This window comes from Clostridium oceanicum (assembly GCF_039521385.1).
In the GTDB taxonomy this organism is placed as follows: domain Bacteria; phylum Bacillota; class Clostridia; order Clostridiales; family Clostridiaceae; genus Clostridium_F; species Clostridium_F oceanicum.
In genome coordinates this window covers 571,702-591,929 of record NZ_BAAACG010000019.1, presented here as the reverse complement: position 1 = coordinate 591,929, position 20,228 = coordinate 571,702, and the positions used below count along the sequence as shown (strand labels likewise).

The following is a 20,228-nucleotide window of genomic DNA, read 5'->3' as shown; positions in this document are numbered from 1 at the left end:
GTAGCTTTTTAATAGGAAAGTGTAATTTTAAATTATGTAAATTATATTAATTTAATTGTATTGGCTTAATTAGTTTGTGTTCTAAGACTTTTATTTATTATATTTATAGCACGTTCACAGTCATAATCATTGTTATTTAAAGACCAGGCTGTATTAAAATATATAAGAGCTTTTTTATTGTTTTTAAGCATTGCATAACAATAACCTAAATTAAAGAAATATTTACTATCTTTTTTAAAATCTATAGCCGACTTTAAAAAAGGTATAGCTCTTGAATATTGTTTTAATTTAATAAAACATACAGAAGCATTATACAAGGAAGAGGCTTCATTTTCTTTTATATTAGCTGCCTTTTTATATAAATCAATAGCTTTTTTATAATCTTTGGTATTGTAATAACTATTGGCTTTTTGAAAGTAACCCATAAGTATCCTCCTTATGTTTAAATATAATTAGTTTTAAATTGTTCAGAAATAAATTGTTTATAGTAAAATATATTAGATACATTTTAAATTTATTCTGATACAATAATTTCTATTAATAAGAATATCCATATATGAGTATTATATTCAAATTTTACAATTTTATTTAAAGAGTTTTTATTAATATATTATTAGAAGATGAAAGTTTCTTTATAATAGAGGTTATATTATTTTATCTTCCCCTTTTGCTTTAAAGGGACAATATAAATTAAAGAAGCTTTTTTATATAAAAATAAAGACTCCTTTTTAAAAGAGTCTAAAGAGTCTTAGAAATGATTATTATTTATTTTTATATGAATTAATATTTTTTAATTAATTATTATTTTAATCTAATTATAATGCTTTAATTTTTTAGAAATTTTCTTTTCTATTAAATCTACAACAAGATACATTAAATAGGCAAGTATGGCAAGTATTATTATACTAAACATTACAATGTCTAACTGAGAAATTTGACCACCATAAATAATTAAAAATCCTAAACCTTCTTTTGCTACTAAAAATTCTCCCATTATAACTCCAACCCATGATAATCCTACATTTATTTTTAATGTTGAAATTAAAGTAGGGATATTTGAAGGTATCATAAGATGAATTAAAATTTGAAATTTATTAGCACCAAAGGTTCTCATAAGTTTAATCTTATCTTTATCTACTTCTTTAAAACCATTTAAAACATTTATAGTTGTTACTACTACTGCGATTAAAATAGCAACTAATACTATAGCATTAGTTCCATTACCAACCCAAAATATAATAATAGGTGCTAAAGCTACTTTAGGAAGTGCATTTAAAACTACAAGGTATGGGTCTAAAACTCTACAAGCAAAATTTGACCACCAAAGCAGTATGGCAACAAAGGTACCAATTAATGTGCTATAGATAAAACCTAATATCGTTTCATAACAGGTAACCCCTATATGTTTAAAAAGGGTACCTTCGTGATAAATTTTCACAAGACTTTTCCACATTCTAGAAGGCATACTTGTTAAGAAAGGATCAATCCATTTCATTCTACCGGATATTTCCCATAAAACAAAGATTGCAACTAATATTATTAGCCTAGTTATGATTACTTTACGGTTTGTCCTTTTTACACTTTTTATATAAAGTTCATGTTCTCTTTTTTGATCTAACATAAAGCATTCAACTCCTTCCATATGTCATTAAAGTACATTCTGAAATTTGGATGCTCTCTGCATTTTAATGGTGATTTATCTTTTAAGGATATATCAATTTTTATATCTCTTTTTAATTCAGCAGGTCTATTAGATAGTATTAGTACTCTGTCAGACATAGCTACTGCTTCAGATATATCATGAGTAACCATTAGGGCAGTTTTACCTTCATTTTTAATAATTTTGTATATTTCATCACTAATGTTTAATCTTGTTTGATAATCTAAAGCTGAAAAGGGTTCATCTAAAAGAAGGACTTCAGGACTTAAAGCTAAAGTTCTTATTAAAGCTACCTTTTGTCTCATTCCACCAGATAGTTCATCTGGATGATGCTTTTTAAAATCTTTTAAACCATAGCTTGTCAGTAAGTTTTCTATTAATTCTTTTTTTTCTTTATTATATTTTTTCTGTATTTTAAGACCTAAAGCAATATTATCCCACACGTTAAGCCATCCAAAAAGTTGATCCTTTTGAAACATATACCCTATTTTAGGGGATATTGAATTACGTTTTTCATTATCTATATAAATTTCACCATTAGATGAAGGTAATAAACCAGCTATTATATTTAATAAAGTAGATTTTCCACAACCAGAAGGTCCAACTATACTTACAAATTCTCCTTCTTTTATAGAAAAAGATACATTTTTAAGTGCTGGAGTTGTACCTTTTAAGGAATGATAATTCATATAAACATTTTTAACTACAACTTTCTCCACGATATCATCTCCCGATAAGTATAAATAGTAGTGTATAAAAACATACAATGTCTTGCTTTATTATATGAAAGCACAGAAGTATTTGATATATAATAATTATTAAAATTCAAAATCGGGAAAATAATTATTTTATATGTAAGTTATAATTACAAAAGTTAATATTATATATTTAAAGATTAATTTTTGAAATGAATAAGCTTAAATTTGAATTAAATTTATCTTAATTTAAAATTAATTTATTATGATAAATTAGTATATATAATTGTAAAAAAATATATTTAAAGTATAAATAGCTAATTATTAATAGTTAACTAATATTGATTTTGGTATATAAACATAAAATTTATAATTTTAAATAATATAATGAAATAAATTTTAAATTATATAAAAATAACCAGATAAGTATTTAAATATATATTAAAATTACCAATAATAATAAATTAAGTATATATAAAACAATTTATACCATCTATATAGTATAAAATATCAATAGTTTTATTATAGTAACAATATTATAGGGGAGTAATAATCAAAAAAAATTATTACATATATTGTAATATTTGATAAATGTAAGATATATATAAATATAAAAGGAATAAGAGCTAAATGGTATAATATATCCCTTAATGTCTAGTTGAATAATAGGAATGAAAAGTATATAATAACGATATGTTATACTGAGGTGTATAATCTATAGGTATATAATAACATTGAATTTTGAGCAGGCCTTCAAAATATTATGATTAATATTAGAGTTGAAAAGGTGATGTGATTATGAAAAATTTATTGCGTATGGGTTTAGATGTAGGCTCAACTACAGTAAAAATTGTTGTATTAGATAAAAATGATAAAATTTTACACAGTATATATAAAAGACATTTTTCTGATATAAAAAGTACTATAAAAGGAATAGTAAAAGATGCTTGTAATAAGTTTAAAGAAGACAAAATAACTATGATGGTAACAGGGTCTGGAGGACTATCAGTTTCTAAATGGTTAGATGTTCCTTTTGTACAAGAGGTTATTGCATGTACTACTACTATAAAAAGATTTATACCTAGAACTGATGTAGCAATAGAGCTAGGTGGAGAAGATGCTAAAATTACATTCTTTGATGGATCTATAGATCAAAGAATGAATGGTACATGTGCTGGAGGAACAGGAGCTTTTATAGACCAAATGGCTTCTCTTTTAAAAACAGATGCTATGGGATTAAATGAATTAGCTAAAAATCATAAAATTATTTATCCAATAGCAGCTAGATGTGGTGTATTTGCTAAAACAGATATTCAACCACTTTTAAATGAAGGAGCATCTAAAGAAGATATAGCAGCTTCTATATTTCAAGCAGTGGTAAATCAAACTATAAGTGGACTTGCTTGTGGAAAGACTATAAAAGGAAATATAGCTTTTTTAGGAGGCCCTCTTTATTTTCTATCAGAGCTTAGAAATAGGTTTATAGAAACTTTAAAATTAACGGAAAATGAAGTTATTTTCCCAGATAAGCCTCAATTATTTGTTGCCATGGGAGCAGCTTTGTCATCTAAAGAAGAAGCGCCTATACAGTTTAAATCTTTAATTCAAAAAGTGAATGATTTAGATAAAGTTAAAGATGAAAAGGTACAGACTTTAAGAGCACTTTTTAAAACTGACGAAGAATACTATGAATTTAAAAATAGACATGATAGAGCTAAAATTATAGAAAAAGATATATCTGAATTTAGAGGAGATTGTTATTTAGGAATAGATGCAGGTTCTACAACTACAAAAATTGTACTAATAGATAAAGAAGGTCAGCTTCTATATTCAGATTATAGGAGTAATGAAGGAAGTCCTTTAAATTCAGTAATAAATATGCTTAAAAAATTATACTCAAAGATGCCAAAAGAAGCTAAGATAATCAATTCTGCAGTTACAGGGTATGGAGAGAATTTGATAAAGTCTGCCATGAAAGTGGATATAGGTGAAGTAGAGACTATAGCCCATTATAAAGCGGCAGAATTTTTTAGCCCTGGAGTAGATTTTATATTAGATATTGGTGGACAAGATATGAAATGCCTCAAAGTTAAAGACGGAGTAATTGAAAGTATCATGTTAAATGAAGCTTGTTCTTCAGGATGTGGATCTTTCATAGAAACATTTGCTCATTCTTTAAACATGGAAGTTAAAGATTTTGCTAAAGCTGCAATAACTTCTAAAAATCCAGTGGATCTAGGATCAAGATGTACTGTTTTTATGAATTCAAGAGTAAAGCAGGCTCAAAAGGAAGGTGCAACAGTAGGAGATATATCTGCAGGACTTTCTTATTCTGTTATTAAAAATGCTTTGTTTAAAGTTATAAAAATAAGAGATCCTAAAGATATGGGTAAAAAGATTATAGTTCAAGGTGGAACTTTTTACAATGACGCTGTATTAAGAGCTTTTGAGATGATATCAGAAAGAGAGGCTATAAGACCTAATATAGCTGGCCTTATGGGAGCTTTTGGTGCAGCTATTATATCTAAAGAAAGATATAAAAAAGGGTATGAAAGTACTTTAGCAGATGATAAAAAATTAGAAAGCTTTTCTTTTAAAGTAGATATGAAACGTTGTGGTAAATGTGCTAACAACTGTCTTCTTACTATAAATAGATTTTCTGATAATACTGTCTTTATATCAGGAAATAGATGTGAAAGAGGAGCTGGAAAAGAAAAATTAAATAAGGATTTACCTAATTTATATGATTATAAATATAAAAGAGTATTTAATAAATATATACCTTTAAAAAAGGAAGAATGTACTCGAGGGGTTATAGGATTACCTAGAGTTTTAAATATGCATGAAAATTATCCATTTTGGTTTACTATTTTAAATGATTTAGGATTTAGAGTTCAACTATCTCCAAGATCAACTAAAAAAATATACGATCTTGGTATTGAAACAATACCTTCTGAATCTGTATGTTACCCTGCTAAAATTGTTCATGGTCATATAAAGAAACTTATAGATATGGGAGTAGATTCTATCTTCTATCCATGTATACCCTATGAACAAAAAGAACAAAAGGAAGCTAATAATCATTATAATTGTCCTATAGTTACATCCTATTCAGAAGTAATAAAAAATAATATGGATATACTTAAAGAAAAAAATATAAAATTTATTAATCCATTTTTACCTATAGATGATAAAAATAAGCTTATAAAGAGATTACATGAAGAATTAAATAAGCATTTTAATATTAGTATAGGTGAGATAAGAAAAGCTGTAAATTTAGGATATGAAGAAGATGAAAAAGTAAAATATGATATAAGAAAAAAAGGTGAAGAAGTATTAGATTATTTAAGAAGAACAGGTAAAAAAGGAATAGTTTTATCTGGAAGACCGTATCATATAGATCCAGAAATAAATCATGGGATACCAGATCTTATAACTTCATTAGGTATGGCTGTTTTAACAGAAGATTCTATAGCTCATTTAGGAGAAATAGAAAGGCCACTAAGAGTTGTAGATCAATGGGTATATCATTCTAGATTATATGCAGCAGCTAGTTTTGTAGCAAAACAAAAGAATTTAGAACTTATACAATTAAATTCTTTTGGTTGTGGACTTGATGCAGTAACTACAGATCAAGTTCAAGAAATATTAGAAAGATATGGTAAGATTTATACTACTATAAAAATAGATGAAGGTAGCAATTTAGGTGCAGTTAGGATAAGATTAAGATCACTTAATGCAGCTATATATGAAAGAGATAAAAAGAATTTTACACCAGTTAAGTTGTATGATATTCCAAAAAGAATAGAATTTACTAAAGAAATGAAAAAAAATCATACAATATTATGTCCTCAAATGTCTCCAATTCATTTTCAATTTTTGAAAGATTCTTTTGGAGAAGCAGGATACAATCTACAAGTATTACCTTCAGTAGATAAATCTGCTATAGATGAAGGATTAAAATATGTAAATAATGATGCTTGTTACCCATCAATTATTGTAGTAGGTCAAATTATTGAAGCTTTAAAATCTAATAAATATGACCTTAACAATACCTCTGTTATAATAAGTCAAACAGGGGGAGGATGCAGAGCTACAAACTATATAGGATTTTTAAGAAAAGCAATAAAGGAAGCTGGATTTTCTAATATACCAGTTATATCTTTAAATGTAGTTGGATTAGAAAAAAATTCTGGATTTAAAATAACTCCTTCTTTAGTTAATAAATCTTTTATAGGTTTAGTTTATGGTGATTTACTTATGAGAGTTTTATATAAGGTTAGACCTTATGAAAAAGTAGAAGGTTCTGCAGAAGCTCTTTATAATAAGTGGGTAGAAAAAGGTAAGACAAATGTTAAAAATGGTAGTTTAAAAGAATTTAAAAATAATGTAAATAAAATAGTAGAAGAATTTGATAGTTTAGAGCTTAAAGATATTAAAAAGCCAAAAGTAGGCGTGGTAGGAGAAATATTAGTTAAATTCCATCCTACAGCTAACAATGATATAGTAGGCATTATAGAAAAAGAAGGGGGAGAAGCTGTAGTCCCTGACTTAATAGATTTCTTATTATATTCTTGTTATAATGCTAGTTTTAAAAATAGATATTTATCAGGAACAAAGAAAAATAAAATATTTAGCAACATAGGAATTAAACTAATAGAATTTTATAGAAAAGAAATGAAAAAAGCTTTAAATAAAAGTAAAAGATTTTCTGCACCAGAGCCTATAGAAGAGCTTGCAAAAGGTGCAAAACCAATATTATCTATAGGAAACCAAACAGGAGAAGGATGGTTCTTAACTGCTGAAATGGTAGAACTTATAGAAAGTGGAGTTAAGAATATAGTTTGTATGCAACCTTTCGCATGTCTACCTAATCATGTAACAGGAAAAGGTATGATAAAAGAATTAAAAAGAAAATATAAAGGTGCTAATATAGCGGCTATAGACTACGATCCTGGTGCTAGTGATGTAAATCAATTAAATAGAATAAAACTTATGTTATCAGTAGCATTTACTGCATTAAAAGAAGAAAATAAAGTTTCTCAGGATAAAGTTTTAATTAAAAATAAAAAAGTAAAATAAATATTCAAAAGCGACTCTTTCAAATAAAATTATGATTTTATTTGAAAGGGTCGCTTTTTATTTTATTTCTTTATCTTTGTATAAGAAATATTGAAATAAATAATTTTTAAAATTTACTTTTGATTATAAATTTAAATTTTGAATTGAAAAATGACAACTTTCTTTTTTTAACCTAATTCCCTTAATTGCAAAATGAATAAATTATCGTTTTGTAAAAATATATTATTGAAAAACGATAATTTATACTTGAAAAACAATAATTGGTGTATTATAATTAAAATGTAAAATATACCAAGGAGATGATATTTTTGGGTAAAGGTCGTGCCAAGTCAATTTTATTAGAGATTTTGTATATTATTTTGATCTTTTCCTTCATGGGGATTATTGGGTCAGTAGTATTTGCAATTTATAAAATTATTAGTGATTTTCAAGTTAAAAGTTTTATATATTCAGGTTTTGTTGTAGTATCTATGTATATATGGTTTATGATTATTAAATATTTAACAGAAATAGTTGAAACTACTTACTATTCACCCTTTGTACGTGAAAATGTAACTAGATTAAAAAAGATGGGATATTATTTGATAGCAAATGTAATTTTTGAATGGATTACACGTTTGATTCAATATATTATAGGTCCATTAACAGATGGGTATACTTTTGAAGGAAATCCAACATTTACTTATTTTATATTAGCATTATTATGTTTTGTAGTAGCTGAAGTATTTAACAAAGCAATAAAAATAAAAGAAGAAAATGATTGGACCATATAGGAGGACAAATATGGCTATAGTGGTTAATTTAGATGTAATAATGGCTAAAAGAAAAATATCTCTTAAGGATTTAGCAGAAAAAGTAGATATAACTAATGCAAATTTATCTATTTTAAAAAATAATAAAGCAAAAGCTATAAGATTTTCAACACTAAACAAATTGTGTAAAGCCTTAGATTGTCAGCCCGTGGATATACTTGAATATGTAGAGGATGAAGAGATAGAATAATATAGTTTTAACATAAAAAAGAACTCTTAAATATAAAAAGAGAGTTCTTTTTTATAAATACATTTAAATTTTATTTCATAGATTTTTCAGCAAATTTATTGTTTACTATTTTATTAAAGCTTGGTCTTTCAGGTATTAATTTTTTATCATAGGATTGAATTATATCCATTAGTTTATTTAAACCTTCTTCTTTAAGTGTAGGTTTAGAAGCAAAGGCATCTATACTTCTGTAATTTTTTATAACGTTAGCTAATATTTTTTCATCTGCACCAGGGAAAAATGATTTTATAGAAGAAGCTACTTCTTCATCACTATGATCTTTTACCCATTTTTGAGACTTATATATAGCATTTGTGAATTTTTGAATAGTTTCTGGATGTTTATCCATATAAGATTTAGTTGAAAAATAACAAGTATAAGGTAAAGTTCCAATGGATTCACCAATAGAAGATACTATATGTCCTGCTTTATCTTTTTCTAGAATACTTGCGGTAGGTTCAAATAATGCTACATAATCGGAAGTTCCAGATTTAAAAGCACCAGCTGTTGCAGTAAAGTCTAAGTTAGTTATAAGTTCAACGTCTTTTTTAGGAGTTAGTCCATGGTTTTTAAGAACATATTCTAAAGACATTTCAGGTACTCCACCAGGTCTACCACCTATTACTTTTTTACCTTTTAAAGAATCCCAATTAAAATCTTTTTCCTCATTTCTACCTACTAAAAATGAACCATCAGTTTGAGTTAACTGAGCAAATAATACAGGATAATCTTCTCTTTTTTGATTATTTATATATATTACTTGTTCAGGGCCACAAAAACCTATGTCAGCATTTTTACTCAAAACTTGTTGCATAGTTTTATCAGCACCTTGTCCAGTGCTTAAATTTATATCTATACCTTCTTCTTCAAATATTCCCTCATTTATACCAACATACATAGGAGCATAGAAAACAGAACGAACAACTTCATTTAGTCTAACTGTTTCAAGAGATTTGTTAGAAGTTTTTTTATCATTATTACAGCCAGCAAATATGGATGCAGTAAAAATAAGTATGGCAGCTAGAGAAAATAAAGTTAACTTTTTTATTTTCATAATAAACCTCCAAATTAAATTTTATATCAGTTTATAATATGAATCTGATTAATGTTATGTTAAATGTTTTATGTCTTTTAATGCATATACTTTAATTTTATGAATTACACTAAATATATTGGGGTTATGTTATAATGATTTAAATAAATACTATACTAGGTGGTGAAAATTTATTTATGAAAAAAAGATTTAACACTACTGGAGTTTGTGTTAGTAGAAAACATTATATGGTTGATATAACAAGTAAGCTAAAAGAAATAGAAAAATTAATAGAAAATGAATTCTATTTTACTATAAATAGACCAAGACAATATGGTAAAACTACTACTTTAAATTTAATAGCTAATTACTTAAAACAAAAATATTTAGTTATAGATATTAGTTTTGAAGGTATTGGAGATTCTGTATTTGAGAAAGAAAAAAGTTTTTGTAATAAGTTTTTAAAGTTGATGGTTAACTCTTTAAAATTTAATGATAAAAAAGAGAGTGAACGATTAAATAATTTAACAGATGATATTAATGATATTCAGGAGTTATCAGAAGTGATAACAAGTTTTGTGGAGAATGCTAACAAGGATGTTGTATTAATTATAGATGAAGTAGATAAAAGTTCAGATAACCAACTATTTTTAAGTTTTATAGGAATGCTTAGAAATAAATACTTATTAAGAGAAGTTGAAAAAGATTATACCTTTAAATCTGTTATATTAGCTGGGGTATATGATGTAAAAAGTTTGAAATTAAAACTTAGGTCACAAGATGAAGCTAAATATAATTCTCCATGGAATATAGCAACAGATTTTAATGTAGATATGAGTTTTTCACCAATAGAAATTGGCACTATGTTAAAAGAATATTGTGATGATAATAATGTTTCTATGAATATAAAAAAACTTAGCAAAGAAATATATTTTTTTACAGAAGGGTACCCATTTTTAGTTAGTAGGATATGTCAAATTATTGATGAGAGAATTTATGAATCTGTAAAAAAAACTTGGAGTATAAATGATATCCAAAAATCAGTAAAAATGATTAATGAAGAAGTTAATACTTTGTTTGAGAGTATAGTTAAAAATTTAGAAAATAATGATGATTTATATGAGTTAACAAAGAGAATTTTAATAGATGGAGAACAAATAGTTTTTAATCCACTAGATCCTATAATAAGTATAGGAGTAACCTATGGTATATTTAAAAAAGGTGATGATGGATTAGAGATAACAAATAAAATATTTGAAGAAATAATATACAATTATATGATATCTAAAATAAGAACCTCAGCTAAAAATATGAGTTTATATAATATTAAATCAAATTTTATAGAACCAAGTGGAGGACTTAATATACAAAAAATTCTTCAAAGATTCATGCAATTCATGAAAGAACAATATTCTTCTAAAGATGAAGAATTTATAGAACATCATGGAAGGTTATTATTTTTAGCATTCATTAAACCTATAATAAGTGGAGTAGGCTTTGATTTTAAAGAAGTTCAAGTTTCAGAAGAGAAAAGATTAGATGTAGTTATAACTTATAATAATTTTAAATATATTATTGAAATGAAGATATGGAGAGGAGCTAAATACCATAAAGAAGGAATTAATCAACTTTGTGATTATTTAGATATTCATTCTTTGGATAAAGGATATTTAGTTATATTTAATTTTAATAAAAATAAGGAATTTAAAGAAGAAAAAATTAATGCTCAAGGAAAAGATATGTTTGGAGTTTACGTTTAAAAATATAAAAATTTTAAAATACTAAAGGTCTAATAGATATTAATCTATTAGACTTTTTAATTTTAAATAATATTTTAGGATTGAGATTTAAAAAATGTAATAATATTTTGTAGAATTTTATGAATATTTTAACAGAGTTCCTTGAGAAAAAATGAAAAAAATGGTATCTTAAAAGCAATGTATAATATTTAAATATGTAACATTTTAAAGAATATAAATATTAAAAAAATATTTAAAAGTTTTATATAGAAATTATGATAGTTATAATGTTTGGGGGAGATATTATGAAAAAGTCAAAAATGCAAATACTATTTGCTATTTTTATTATATTAATTTCTTTTTTGCCTGTTATTATAATTGATAGACAAAGTTATACAATGGTTCAACTAATTTTAGGGAATGTTAAAATGCCTAATCCTATTATGCCAATCCAAGTTCCTGGAATTTTATTTTTTATGACACCAATATTTTATTTAATACATTTGGTTTTTCTTGTGAAAGATTATACTGATAGATATGAGGATTTTGCTGTATATTTAAGTTTATTAACTACAGTATTAGCAATCATTTTTATTATTTTATCTGGAATAGGAACAAAGGGGTCATTTGCCATATGGGTATGGATTAGAATGCTTACTATTTTTATTGCTTATTCTTCTATTAGGGTTTATGAATCATTTCATGATTTTAAGAAAACTGAGAAAGAACAAAAACTAAAAGACAAGAGGGAAAGAGAAATAAGCAAGGTAAAGCGATTAGAAAGTGCTAGGCATATGAAACGAATAAAGAAAAGTGCATATCTTAAAAAGGTTATTTGGAAGATTTATAAGAGTAATATGAGAAATTCTGTATTGTTAATTGCAGGAGCTGTTATTTCTAGTGCATTTTTGTTTACTACTATTGCAGTATATGAAATGTTTTCTGATTTACAAAAAGGAAATATTCCTGTAGTAGGAGATGAGTTGTCTCTTTTGTTAAAAGATTCAATTATACTAATTGGTCTTATATCTATCTTTATATTAGCTCTTTCTTTAAAAATATATGTAAAAAGTAGAATAAAAGATTATGGATTATTAGTTACTTTAGGAATGAGAGATAGGGTTTTACGCTTTTTTATTGCAATTGAATATAGTGGTACTTTATTAGTAGGATTATTAATTGGGATTTTAGTTGGAACGCTTTTGACAATAGGATTTCAAGGAATTTTACATTCTATGTACCCATATTTAATTTTCATAGAAATTCCAAGTATTAAAACTTATTTTATAACATGTTTTTGTATTATTTTAGTATTTTTACTTTCAGCAGTTGTAAATCAGGAATTTTATGTTGAAAAAAGATTAGGAGCTTCAAGTAAGATACCTATATCAAGAGAAAAAATGCCAAGAACATGGTTAGAAGTAAGATGCATTATAGGAATACTAATAATGGTGCTTTCAAGCTATATTTTTTCTAAAAGGGTATGGTTAGAATCTATTTATATTATTCTTTTCTTTTTAGTTGGATGTTATATGGCAATCAATGCAGGCGGAGCTTTGCTTTTAAAAAGATATAGAAAGAAAGGAAAGACTTATTATAAAAAACTTTTATTTTTACAGGAGTTTTATAGTAGATTTAAGACACAAAGACGTAGTTTGTTTATAGTGTATATTCTTCATTTTCTATTGATTACATATTTTTCAGTAAGAATATCAGCAAATCTTCCACTTGATAGAGGAGATGCTTTATTTCCTTACGATTATGTGTGTTTAGGACAAGAAGAGGATCAAAAAACTTTTAAGGAGTTTGGAGAAGAGCTTTCTAAAAAAAGTGAAATAATTCCTATGGTTAGAATAACAGTTCCTAGTGCAAGTAAAGAAAATACTGGTAGTACAAAAGATGTACGTTATCAAGGACAAAATATAGGTATTTCAGAAAGTAGTTACAATAAGTTAACTGGAAGAAAATTAGGGCTTAAGAATAAAGAGATTTATATTTCTTTTCAACAGGATGAATCAGAAAAAGCCCATTTGCTAGATTTCTCAGTGTTAAGTGGTAGCCCAAGAATGAGATTTGGAATGCCAGAATTTTATATGTTTTTTAAGAGAGATGATGTTTTTGAGTCAGATTATAAAGTTATAGGAAAAGAACGTAGAATTATAATTGGAAACTTTGCAGGAGGAATGCAAGAAAATATTGTGGTTTTTTCTGATGAGTATTTTAAATCAATATATTCTACTGGTAATGGTCCAAGCGTATTAGGATTATTTAATATAAATAAAAGTAAAGAAAAAGAAGCTGCTACTCAGTTTTCAAATTATGCAAAAGCTCATAAACAGTACAGTCAATATGATTCTATTATACAACCGGTATATGAAAAAGAGCCATTAGAAAATAACACCTTATTGGCTCATATGTTAAACTTGTTGGAATATACATTTGTGGTGGTACTACTTTTGATTAGCATATTATATGCTTTTATTGTAAAAGTAGTTTCAGAACTAAAATATACACAAGCTAGAATGAAGCAACTAAAATATTTAGGCATAAAGAGAAAAATGCATAGAAAAATTTTAAGTTTTGAAAATAATATTATGACAATTATGCCATTGCTATTAGGAGTAGTAATAAGTATTCCATATATTTTTATTACTTTAAAGCTTAGATATTTTATAAAAATAGAACAGCAGCAATTTTGGAAATATGAAATATTATTTATAGGAATATATATCCTTATAAATTTAATTGTAGCGTTTATAATGAGTAGAATAATGATCTTAATTGGAGATAAGGAGGATTAATTATGGCAGTGATAGAAACAAAAAAATTGGTTCGTAATTATAAATTAACTGGAGATCATCTAAAGAAAGAAACTGAAATAAAGGTGATAAAAGAACTAGACTTTTCGGTTGAAGAGGGAGATTTTATTGCAATTATGGGTAAGTCCGGTTGTGGAAAGACAACACTTATGAAAATGCTTGGATTTATTGATGACCCTACATCTGGTGATATTATTTTTAAAGGCAATAGTTCAAAAGAGTTTAGTAAAGATAAAATTGCAGATATTAGAAGAAAAGAAATTGGATTTGTGTTTCAGGATTTTTATTTGATGGATAGTTTAACTGTAAAAGAAAATATTATGGTTCCAATGATTTTAGAAGGAGAAGAAACTAATAAAATGTTAAGTGCAGCACAAAGATTAGCTAACCACTTTGAAATCAGTTATCTATTAGATAAAAATGTTTATGAATTGTCTGGTGGAGAAAAACAGAGAGTAGCAATATGTAGAGCTTTAATTAATGAACCAGATTTAATATTAGCAGATGAGCCTACAGGAAATTTAGATTCTAAATCTGCACAAATTGTAATAGATAGTTTTATTGATATTAACAAAGATATGAAAAAGACTATAGTACTTGTAACTCATGATGGAGAAATTGCTAGCTATTGTAAAAAAGTAATATTTTTAAAAGACGGAAATATTATAGGGGAAATTAATAAAGAGGGTAAAAGGGAAGATTTTTATAATAAAATTATTGGAATGATGAAAAAGTTATAAAATTTTGGCTTTAATTTCATGTGTTATTTTATATTTTCAAAATGCTAATTATGGTTGTAGTCTGTTAGTTATTGTTTTGACTGTACAAATTATAATAAATTATTGTATAAGATTTTTAGCTTTTAAATAGATTAATTATTGTTTATTAATAGGGAGAAAATATGAAATTAAATTTAATTGATGGAATTTCATGGAGGAATATATTACATGTATGTATGATGAACAGAATCAAGATGAATTTATTGAAAAATATTTAAAGTTGCAAAAAAGGTTATCACTTATAAATTTAATAATAACAACTATTATATGCATTGGACCAGCTGGATGGTTAATTATAAGAATATTAGATAAGAAAATAGATAAATTAATGATTACCGCAATATTAACGATTCCAACATTGATATATATGACATGGACATGGTGTAGTTATTTTTATAGTAAAAAGGTCCATAACTTAGAAAAAGAAATAGATGTTTTGAAAAAGAATATTAATATATTACAAAATAGTAAAATGAATTTATCAAAAGTAGATAAATAAATTTAAATATGGTTATACTAATTAAAAATAATATGTTAATATGTTATTTAGAGGGAATACTACTTTTAAATGTTAGATTTTTTTATTTATATATTGACAGATACTTAGATTGAGATATATAATAATTTAAATGATTAGTATTGAATTAAATATTTTATAAGCTAAGATAAAGAGGAGTAGGGATAAAGCTTTATTAAGAGAAAAAAACTCATAGGCTGAAAGGTTTTTTATAATAGTTTGTCTTGAAGGTAGCTTTAGAGCTTCTTTGCTGAATTAATTAGTAGGTAAAGACGGAATCTTATCCGTTATTTTTATAAGTGTCTGTATATTATAATTTTAAATGTGCAGAAAAAAAGGTGGTACCACGAGTCTGCGTCCTTTTATGGATGGAGATTTTTTTATTTGGAAAATAATTTTAAAATTTAAGTTTAAAAATAATATATCTAAAAACAAGTTAGAATTTTTAGTAATAATAGAAATTTTTCTAGCAATATCTGTTTTAGGTTACCAAAGTATAATAAAAAATAAGGAGGAAGAAGTATGGAAGAATCAAGAAATATAGCAAAAACATATGATCCGAAAGAATTTGAAGACAGACTATATAAAACATGGGAAGAAAAAGGGTATTTTACTCCAAAAGAAGAGGATGGTAAAGAAGCTTATACAATAGTATTGCCTCCTCCAAATATAACAGGAAAACTTCATTTAGGTCATGCTTTAGATGATACTCTACAAGACATATTAATAAGAACTAAAAGAATGCAAGGATACAGTACTTTATGGCTTCCAGGTCAAGATCATGCAAGTATAGCTACAGAAGTAAAAGTTGAAAATCATCTTTTAGAGCAAAATATTTATAAAAAAGAAATTGGTAGAGAAGCATTCTTAGAAAAAGTATGGGAATGGACAGATGAATATAGAAATAAAATAAGAAACCAAGTAAAAAAACTAGGTTGTTCATTAGATTTTACAAGAGAATCTTTTACTATGGATGAAAAATTAAATAAGGCTGTTAAGCACTTCTTTGTTAAATTATATAATGAAGGATTAATTTATCAAGGAAATAGAATTACAAATTGGTGTCCAAAATGTAAAACAGCTATATCTGATGCAGAAATAGAATACAAAGAACAAGCAGGACATTTCTGGCATGTTAAATATAAAGTTGTAGATAGTGATGAATATTTAGAAATTGCTACTACAAGACCAGAAACTATGCTTGGTGATACTGCTGTTGCTGTTAATCCAAATGATGAAAGATATGCTCATTTAGTAGGAAAAACTCTTATTTTACCACTTGTAAATAAAGAAATTCCAATAGTTGCTGACGAATATGTTGACATGGAATTTGGTACAGGAGCAGTTAAAATAACACCAGCTCATGATCCTAATGATTATCAAGTAGGTAAAAGACATAACTTACCAGAAATAAATGTTATGTTTGAAGATGGAACAATAAATTATGAAAATTCTAGATATCATAAAATGGATAGATATGAAGCTAGAAAAGCTATTGTAGAAGATCTTGAAAAAGAAGGATATTTAGTAAAAATAGAAGATCATAGTCATAATGTTAGTTGTCATGACAGATGTGGAACATCAATAGAGCCTATGATATCTAAACAATGGTTTGTTAAAATGGAAAGCTTAGCTAAACCTGCTTTAGATGTAGTTAGAAATAAAAAGATAAAATTTGTACCGGAAAGATTTGATAAAACTTATTATAACTGGATGGAAAATATACAAGATTGGTGTATATCAAGACAATTATGGTGGGGACATAGAATTCCAGTATGGTACTGTAAAGATTGCGGCGAAATCATAGTATCTGTAGATGAACCAACTAAATGTACTAAATGTGGTAGTGAAAAATTAGAGCAAGATAAAGATGTATTAGATACTTGGTTTAGTTCTGCTCTATGGCCATTTTCAACTTTAGGTTGGCCAGATAAAACACCAGACTTGAAAAAATTCTATCCAAATAATACATTAGTTACAGGATACGATATAATATTCTTCTGGGTAGCTAGAATGATATTCTCAGGACTTTATTGTATGGATGAAATTCCATTTGATACAGTTTTAGTTCATGGTATAGTTAGAGACGCTGAAGGAAGAAAAATGTCTAAGTCTTTAGGAAATGGTGTTGATCCAATAGAAGTAATAAATGATTACGGCGCTGATGCTTTAAGATTTGCTCTTATAACAGGTAATGCTCCTGGTAATGATATAAGATATTATCCAGAAAGAGTAGAAGCTGCAAGAAACTTTGCTAATAAATTATGGAATGCTTCAAGATTTGTTCTTATGAATCTAGATAAAGATTTAATGAATAAATATAAAGATAGTAATAAATATTCTACAGCAGATAAATGGATATTATCAAGAATTAATACTTTAGTAAAAGAAGTAACAGAAAATATAGAAAAATTTGAGCTTGGAATAGCTTCTCAAAAACTTTATGATTTCATTTGGGGAGAATTATGTGACTGGTATATTGAGCTTGTAAAACCAGTATTATACGGAGAAGACGAAGAAGCTAAAGGAGTAGCTTTTAATGTTCTTCATAAAGTACTTACTACAGCATTACAGTTATTGCATCCAATAATGCCATTTATAACAGAAGAAATATATACACATATAGATTCTAAATATGAATCAATAACAATATCTAAATGGCCAGAATATGATGAAAATCTTAAAAATGAAAAAATAGAAGAAGATATGAACTATATTATAGAAGCTATAAAATCTATAAGAAATGTTAGAGGGGAAATGAATGTTCCACCATCTAGAAAAGCTAAATTAATGATATTCTTAACAGAAGAAAAAGCTAGAAGCTCCTTTGAAGAAGGAACAGTTTATTTTGAAAAATTAGCATCAGCATCTGATGTAACTTTCTTAAGTAAAAAAGAAGAAGCACCAGAAAATGCAGTTTCATCAGTTACAAGAGGGGCTGAAATATTTATGCCACTACTTGATCTAATAGATGTTAAGAAAGAACTTGAAAGATTAGATAAAGAAAAAGAAAAACTTGAAAAAGAAATAGACAGAGTTAAAAAGAAACTTTCTAATGAAAAATTTGTTAGCAAAGCTCCAAAAGCTGTAGTTGATGGAGAAAAAGCTAAAGGTGAAAAATACGAAGAAATGTTAAAAGCTGTATTAGAAAGAATAGATGGTTTAAAATAATATATAATAATTAAAAATAACTGCCTGAATTATTTTTTAAAATAATTCAGGCAGTTTAATATTTACTTAAATAATTATAATAAATTTTAAAATAAGTTTTATTCAATATTTTAATGAAGTATTTTTTAGTTTTTTAATATGAAAAATGAAAAAATTGTTTATACAAATATAAATTTTTATTCTATAATAAGTTTATATATTTTTATATAAATATAATGAATTTGTTTTTTATCGGAGTAGGTAGGGATACATTGATACTTTTATATATTTAATATGTTATTTAGCTACTCTAAATATTTATAGGAAGTGATAAAGTGAATTATAAAGAGGCATTAAATTATATAACAGAGGCTTGTAAATTTGGTAGTAATTTAGGACTTGAAAGAACAGAAAAACTTTTAGAAATCTTAGGAAATCCTCATAAGAAACTTAAATGTATACATATTGCAGGTACTAACGGTAAAGGATCTACTACATCTATGATTACAGAGATTTTAATGGAATCTGGATACAAAGTAGGAATGTATACTTCTCCATACATAGAAGAATTTGAAGAAAGAATTCAAATTAATAGAAACAATATAGAGAAAAATAAATTAGCTGATATTATAACAAAAGTATCCTCTGCTGTGGATAAAGTATTAGAACTTGGATATGACAATCCAACAGAATTTGAAATAATAACAGTAGGAATGTTTTATTATTTTTATAAAGAAAAAGTTGATTTTGCAGTAGTTGAAGTAGGCCTTGGTGGAAGACTTGATTCTACTAACGTACTAGATCCTTTACTTGATGTTATATGTTCAATAAGTTATGATCATATTAATATTTTAGGGGATAGTATAGAAGAAATAGCTAATGAAAAGGCAGGTATAATTAAAGGAGCACCAGTTGTATTATATCCTCAAAAAAAAGAAGTAGAAGAGGTTATAGAAAAAGTTTGTCTTTATAAAAAAAGTTTGCTTTTAAAAGTTAATAACAATGTGGAAAACATTTGTGAATATCCTATAGAAAAAAATAAAGGGTATCAAAAATTTAGATTAAAAACAGTTAAAGATGAGTATGATATAACACTTCCATTACTTGGAGTGCATCAGATAAATAATTGCATTACGGCTATAACTGCTATTGAAAAGCTTATAGATATGGATTTTAAAATAAAAAAAGAAAATATTATAAATGGACTTAAAAATGTAGAGTGGAAAGCTAGATTAGAAGTTTTAAAAAATAATCCTATAACTATTATAGACGGTGCTCATAATATTGATGCTATAAATAAATTAAAATTAAATATAGAAAAATATTTTAAATATAAAAATATGACTTTAATATTAGGAATATTAAAAGATAAACAAGTAGAAGATATGGTTAAAACAATAACTTCTTTAGCAGATAGAGTAATAACTTTATCACCTAATAATAACAGAGCAAAAAGCCCAGAAGATTTAATGAAAATTGTAAGAAAATACAATCCTAACTGTCAGTGGGAAACTGACTATAAAAAGGCTTATGAAAAGGCAGTTAGCTATTCTAAGGAAGAAGATATAATACTAATATGTGGTTCTTTATATATGGTAGGAGATATGAGAAAAATTATAATGAGAAAATAAAAACTATATTATATATTAAAACGAGCATACACATCAATGTACCTTTACAGGGATGGGGTATGCTCGCTTTGCTATTTAGTTA

General features: G+C 26.0%; 14 protein-coding genes and 1 other annotated feature. Of the genes, 10 read left to right on the top strand and 4 right to left on the bottom strand.

Going from position 1 to position 20,228, the window contains the following annotated elements; all coding sequences use genetic code 11:
- Window positions 1-65 precede the first annotated feature (65 nt).
- The 3 genes from ABDZ71_RS19260 to ABDZ71_RS19250 all read right to left on the bottom strand — a co-directional run bounded on the left by ABDZ71_RS19260 (window position 66) and on the right by ABDZ71_RS19250 (window position 2,379).
- Window positions 66-425 carry a tetratricopeptide repeat protein gene (locus ABDZ71_RS19260; RefSeq protein WP_343764429.1) on the bottom strand — a complete coding sequence of 120 codons (360 nt, stop codon included), beginning with the start codon at window positions 423-425 and terminating at the stop codon, window positions 66-68.
- A gap of 386 nt (window positions 426-811) precedes the next feature.
- A complete protein-coding gene (locus tag ABDZ71_RS19255) occupies window positions 812-1,621 on the bottom strand; it encodes an ABC transporter permease (protein WP_343764428.1) in 810 nt (269 codons plus the stop codon).
- Window positions 1,615-2,379 carry an ABC transporter ATP-binding protein gene (locus ABDZ71_RS19250; protein WP_343764426.1) on the bottom strand — a complete coding sequence of 255 codons (765 nt, stop codon included), beginning with the start codon at window positions 2,377-2,379 and terminating at the stop codon, window positions 1,615-1,617. The genes ABDZ71_RS19255 and ABDZ71_RS19250 overlap by 7 nt, the downstream gene beginning before the upstream one ends.
- A gap of 774 nt (window positions 2,380-3,153) precedes the next feature.
- Here ABDZ71_RS19250 and ABDZ71_RS19245 point away from each other — a divergent pair.
- The 3 genes from ABDZ71_RS19245 to ABDZ71_RS19235 all read left to right on the top strand — a co-directional run bounded on the left by ABDZ71_RS19245 (window position 3,154) and on the right by ABDZ71_RS19235 (window position 8,439).
- On the top strand, window positions 3,154-7,437 hold the full coding sequence (locus ABDZ71_RS19245) for an acyl-CoA dehydratase activase-related protein (protein ID WP_343764425.1): 4,284 nt from the start codon (window positions 3,154-3,156) through the stop codon (window positions 7,435-7,437).
- A gap of 308 nt (window positions 7,438-7,745) precedes the next feature.
- Complete coding sequence (locus ABDZ71_RS19240; protein WP_343764424.1) at window positions 7,746-8,210, top strand: DUF2975 domain-containing protein; 465 nt, start codon at window positions 7,746-7,748, stop codon at window positions 8,208-8,210.
- Between the two features lie 10 nt (window positions 8,211-8,220).
- The gene (locus ABDZ71_RS19235) at window positions 8,221-8,439 is read left to right on the top strand and encodes a helix-turn-helix domain-containing protein (RefSeq protein ID WP_343764422.1); all 219 of its coding nucleotides are present in this window, start codon (window positions 8,221-8,223) and stop codon (window positions 8,437-8,439) included.
- A 70-nt stretch (window positions 8,440-8,509) separates the two neighbouring features.
- Here the strand turns inward: ABDZ71_RS19235 and ABDZ71_RS19230 are convergent, their stop codons facing one another.
- Entirely contained in the window at window positions 8,510-9,532 is a 1,023-nt protein-coding gene (locus tag ABDZ71_RS19230) for an ABC transporter substrate-binding protein (RefSeq protein WP_343764421.1), read from the bottom strand.
- 176 nt (window positions 9,533-9,708) lie between these two features.
- Between ABDZ71_RS19230 and ABDZ71_RS19225 the strand changes: the two genes are divergently transcribed.
- The 7 genes from ABDZ71_RS19225 (at window position 9,709) to ABDZ71_RS19195 (ending at window position 20,146) form a co-directional block, all read left to right on the top strand.
- Complete coding sequence (locus ABDZ71_RS19225; protein WP_343764420.1) at window positions 9,709-11,271, top strand: P-loop NTPase family protein; 1,563 nt, start codon at window positions 9,709-9,711, stop codon at window positions 11,269-11,271.
- A gap of 284 nt (window positions 11,272-11,555) precedes the next feature.
- Window positions 11,556-14,051, top strand: a complete 2,496-nt coding sequence (locus tag ABDZ71_RS19220; RefSeq protein WP_343764419.1) for an FtsX-like permease family protein — start codon at window positions 11,556-11,558, stop codon at window positions 14,049-14,051.
- Window positions 14,052-14,053: 2 nt separating this feature from the next.
- Window positions 14,054-14,809: an ABC transporter ATP-binding protein gene (locus ABDZ71_RS19215; RefSeq protein ID WP_343764417.1), complete on the top strand. Its 756-nt coding sequence runs from the start codon at window positions 14,054-14,056 to the stop codon at window positions 14,807-14,809.
- 211 nt (window positions 14,810-15,020) lie between these two features.
- Window positions 15,021-15,347 carry a hypothetical protein gene (locus ABDZ71_RS19210; RefSeq protein WP_343764416.1) on the top strand — a complete coding sequence of 109 codons (327 nt, stop codon included), beginning with the start codon at window positions 15,021-15,023 and terminating at the stop codon, window positions 15,345-15,347.
- A gap of 154 nt (window positions 15,348-15,501) precedes the next feature.
- Window positions 15,502-15,730 (top strand) — a binding site (T-box leader).
- The gene (locus ABDZ71_RS19205; protein WP_343764414.1) at window positions 15,730-15,909 is read left to right on the top strand and encodes a hypothetical protein; all 180 of its coding nucleotides are present in this window, start codon (window positions 15,730-15,732) and stop codon (window positions 15,907-15,909) included. Its footprint overlaps the feature before it by 1 nt.
- Window positions 15,888-18,536: a valine--tRNA ligase gene (locus ABDZ71_RS19200; RefSeq protein WP_343764412.1), complete on the top strand. Its 2,649-nt coding sequence runs from the start codon at window positions 15,888-15,890 to the stop codon at window positions 18,534-18,536. Before ABDZ71_RS19205 ends, ABDZ71_RS19200 begins: the two co-directional genes overlap by 22 nt.
- Window positions 18,537-18,850: 314 nt before the next feature.
- A complete protein-coding gene (locus ABDZ71_RS19195) occupies window positions 18,851-20,146 on the top strand; it encodes a bifunctional folylpolyglutamate synthase/dihydrofolate synthase (RefSeq protein ID WP_343764410.1) in 1,296 nt (431 codons plus the stop codon).
- Window positions 20,147-20,228: the final 82 nt, after the last annotated feature.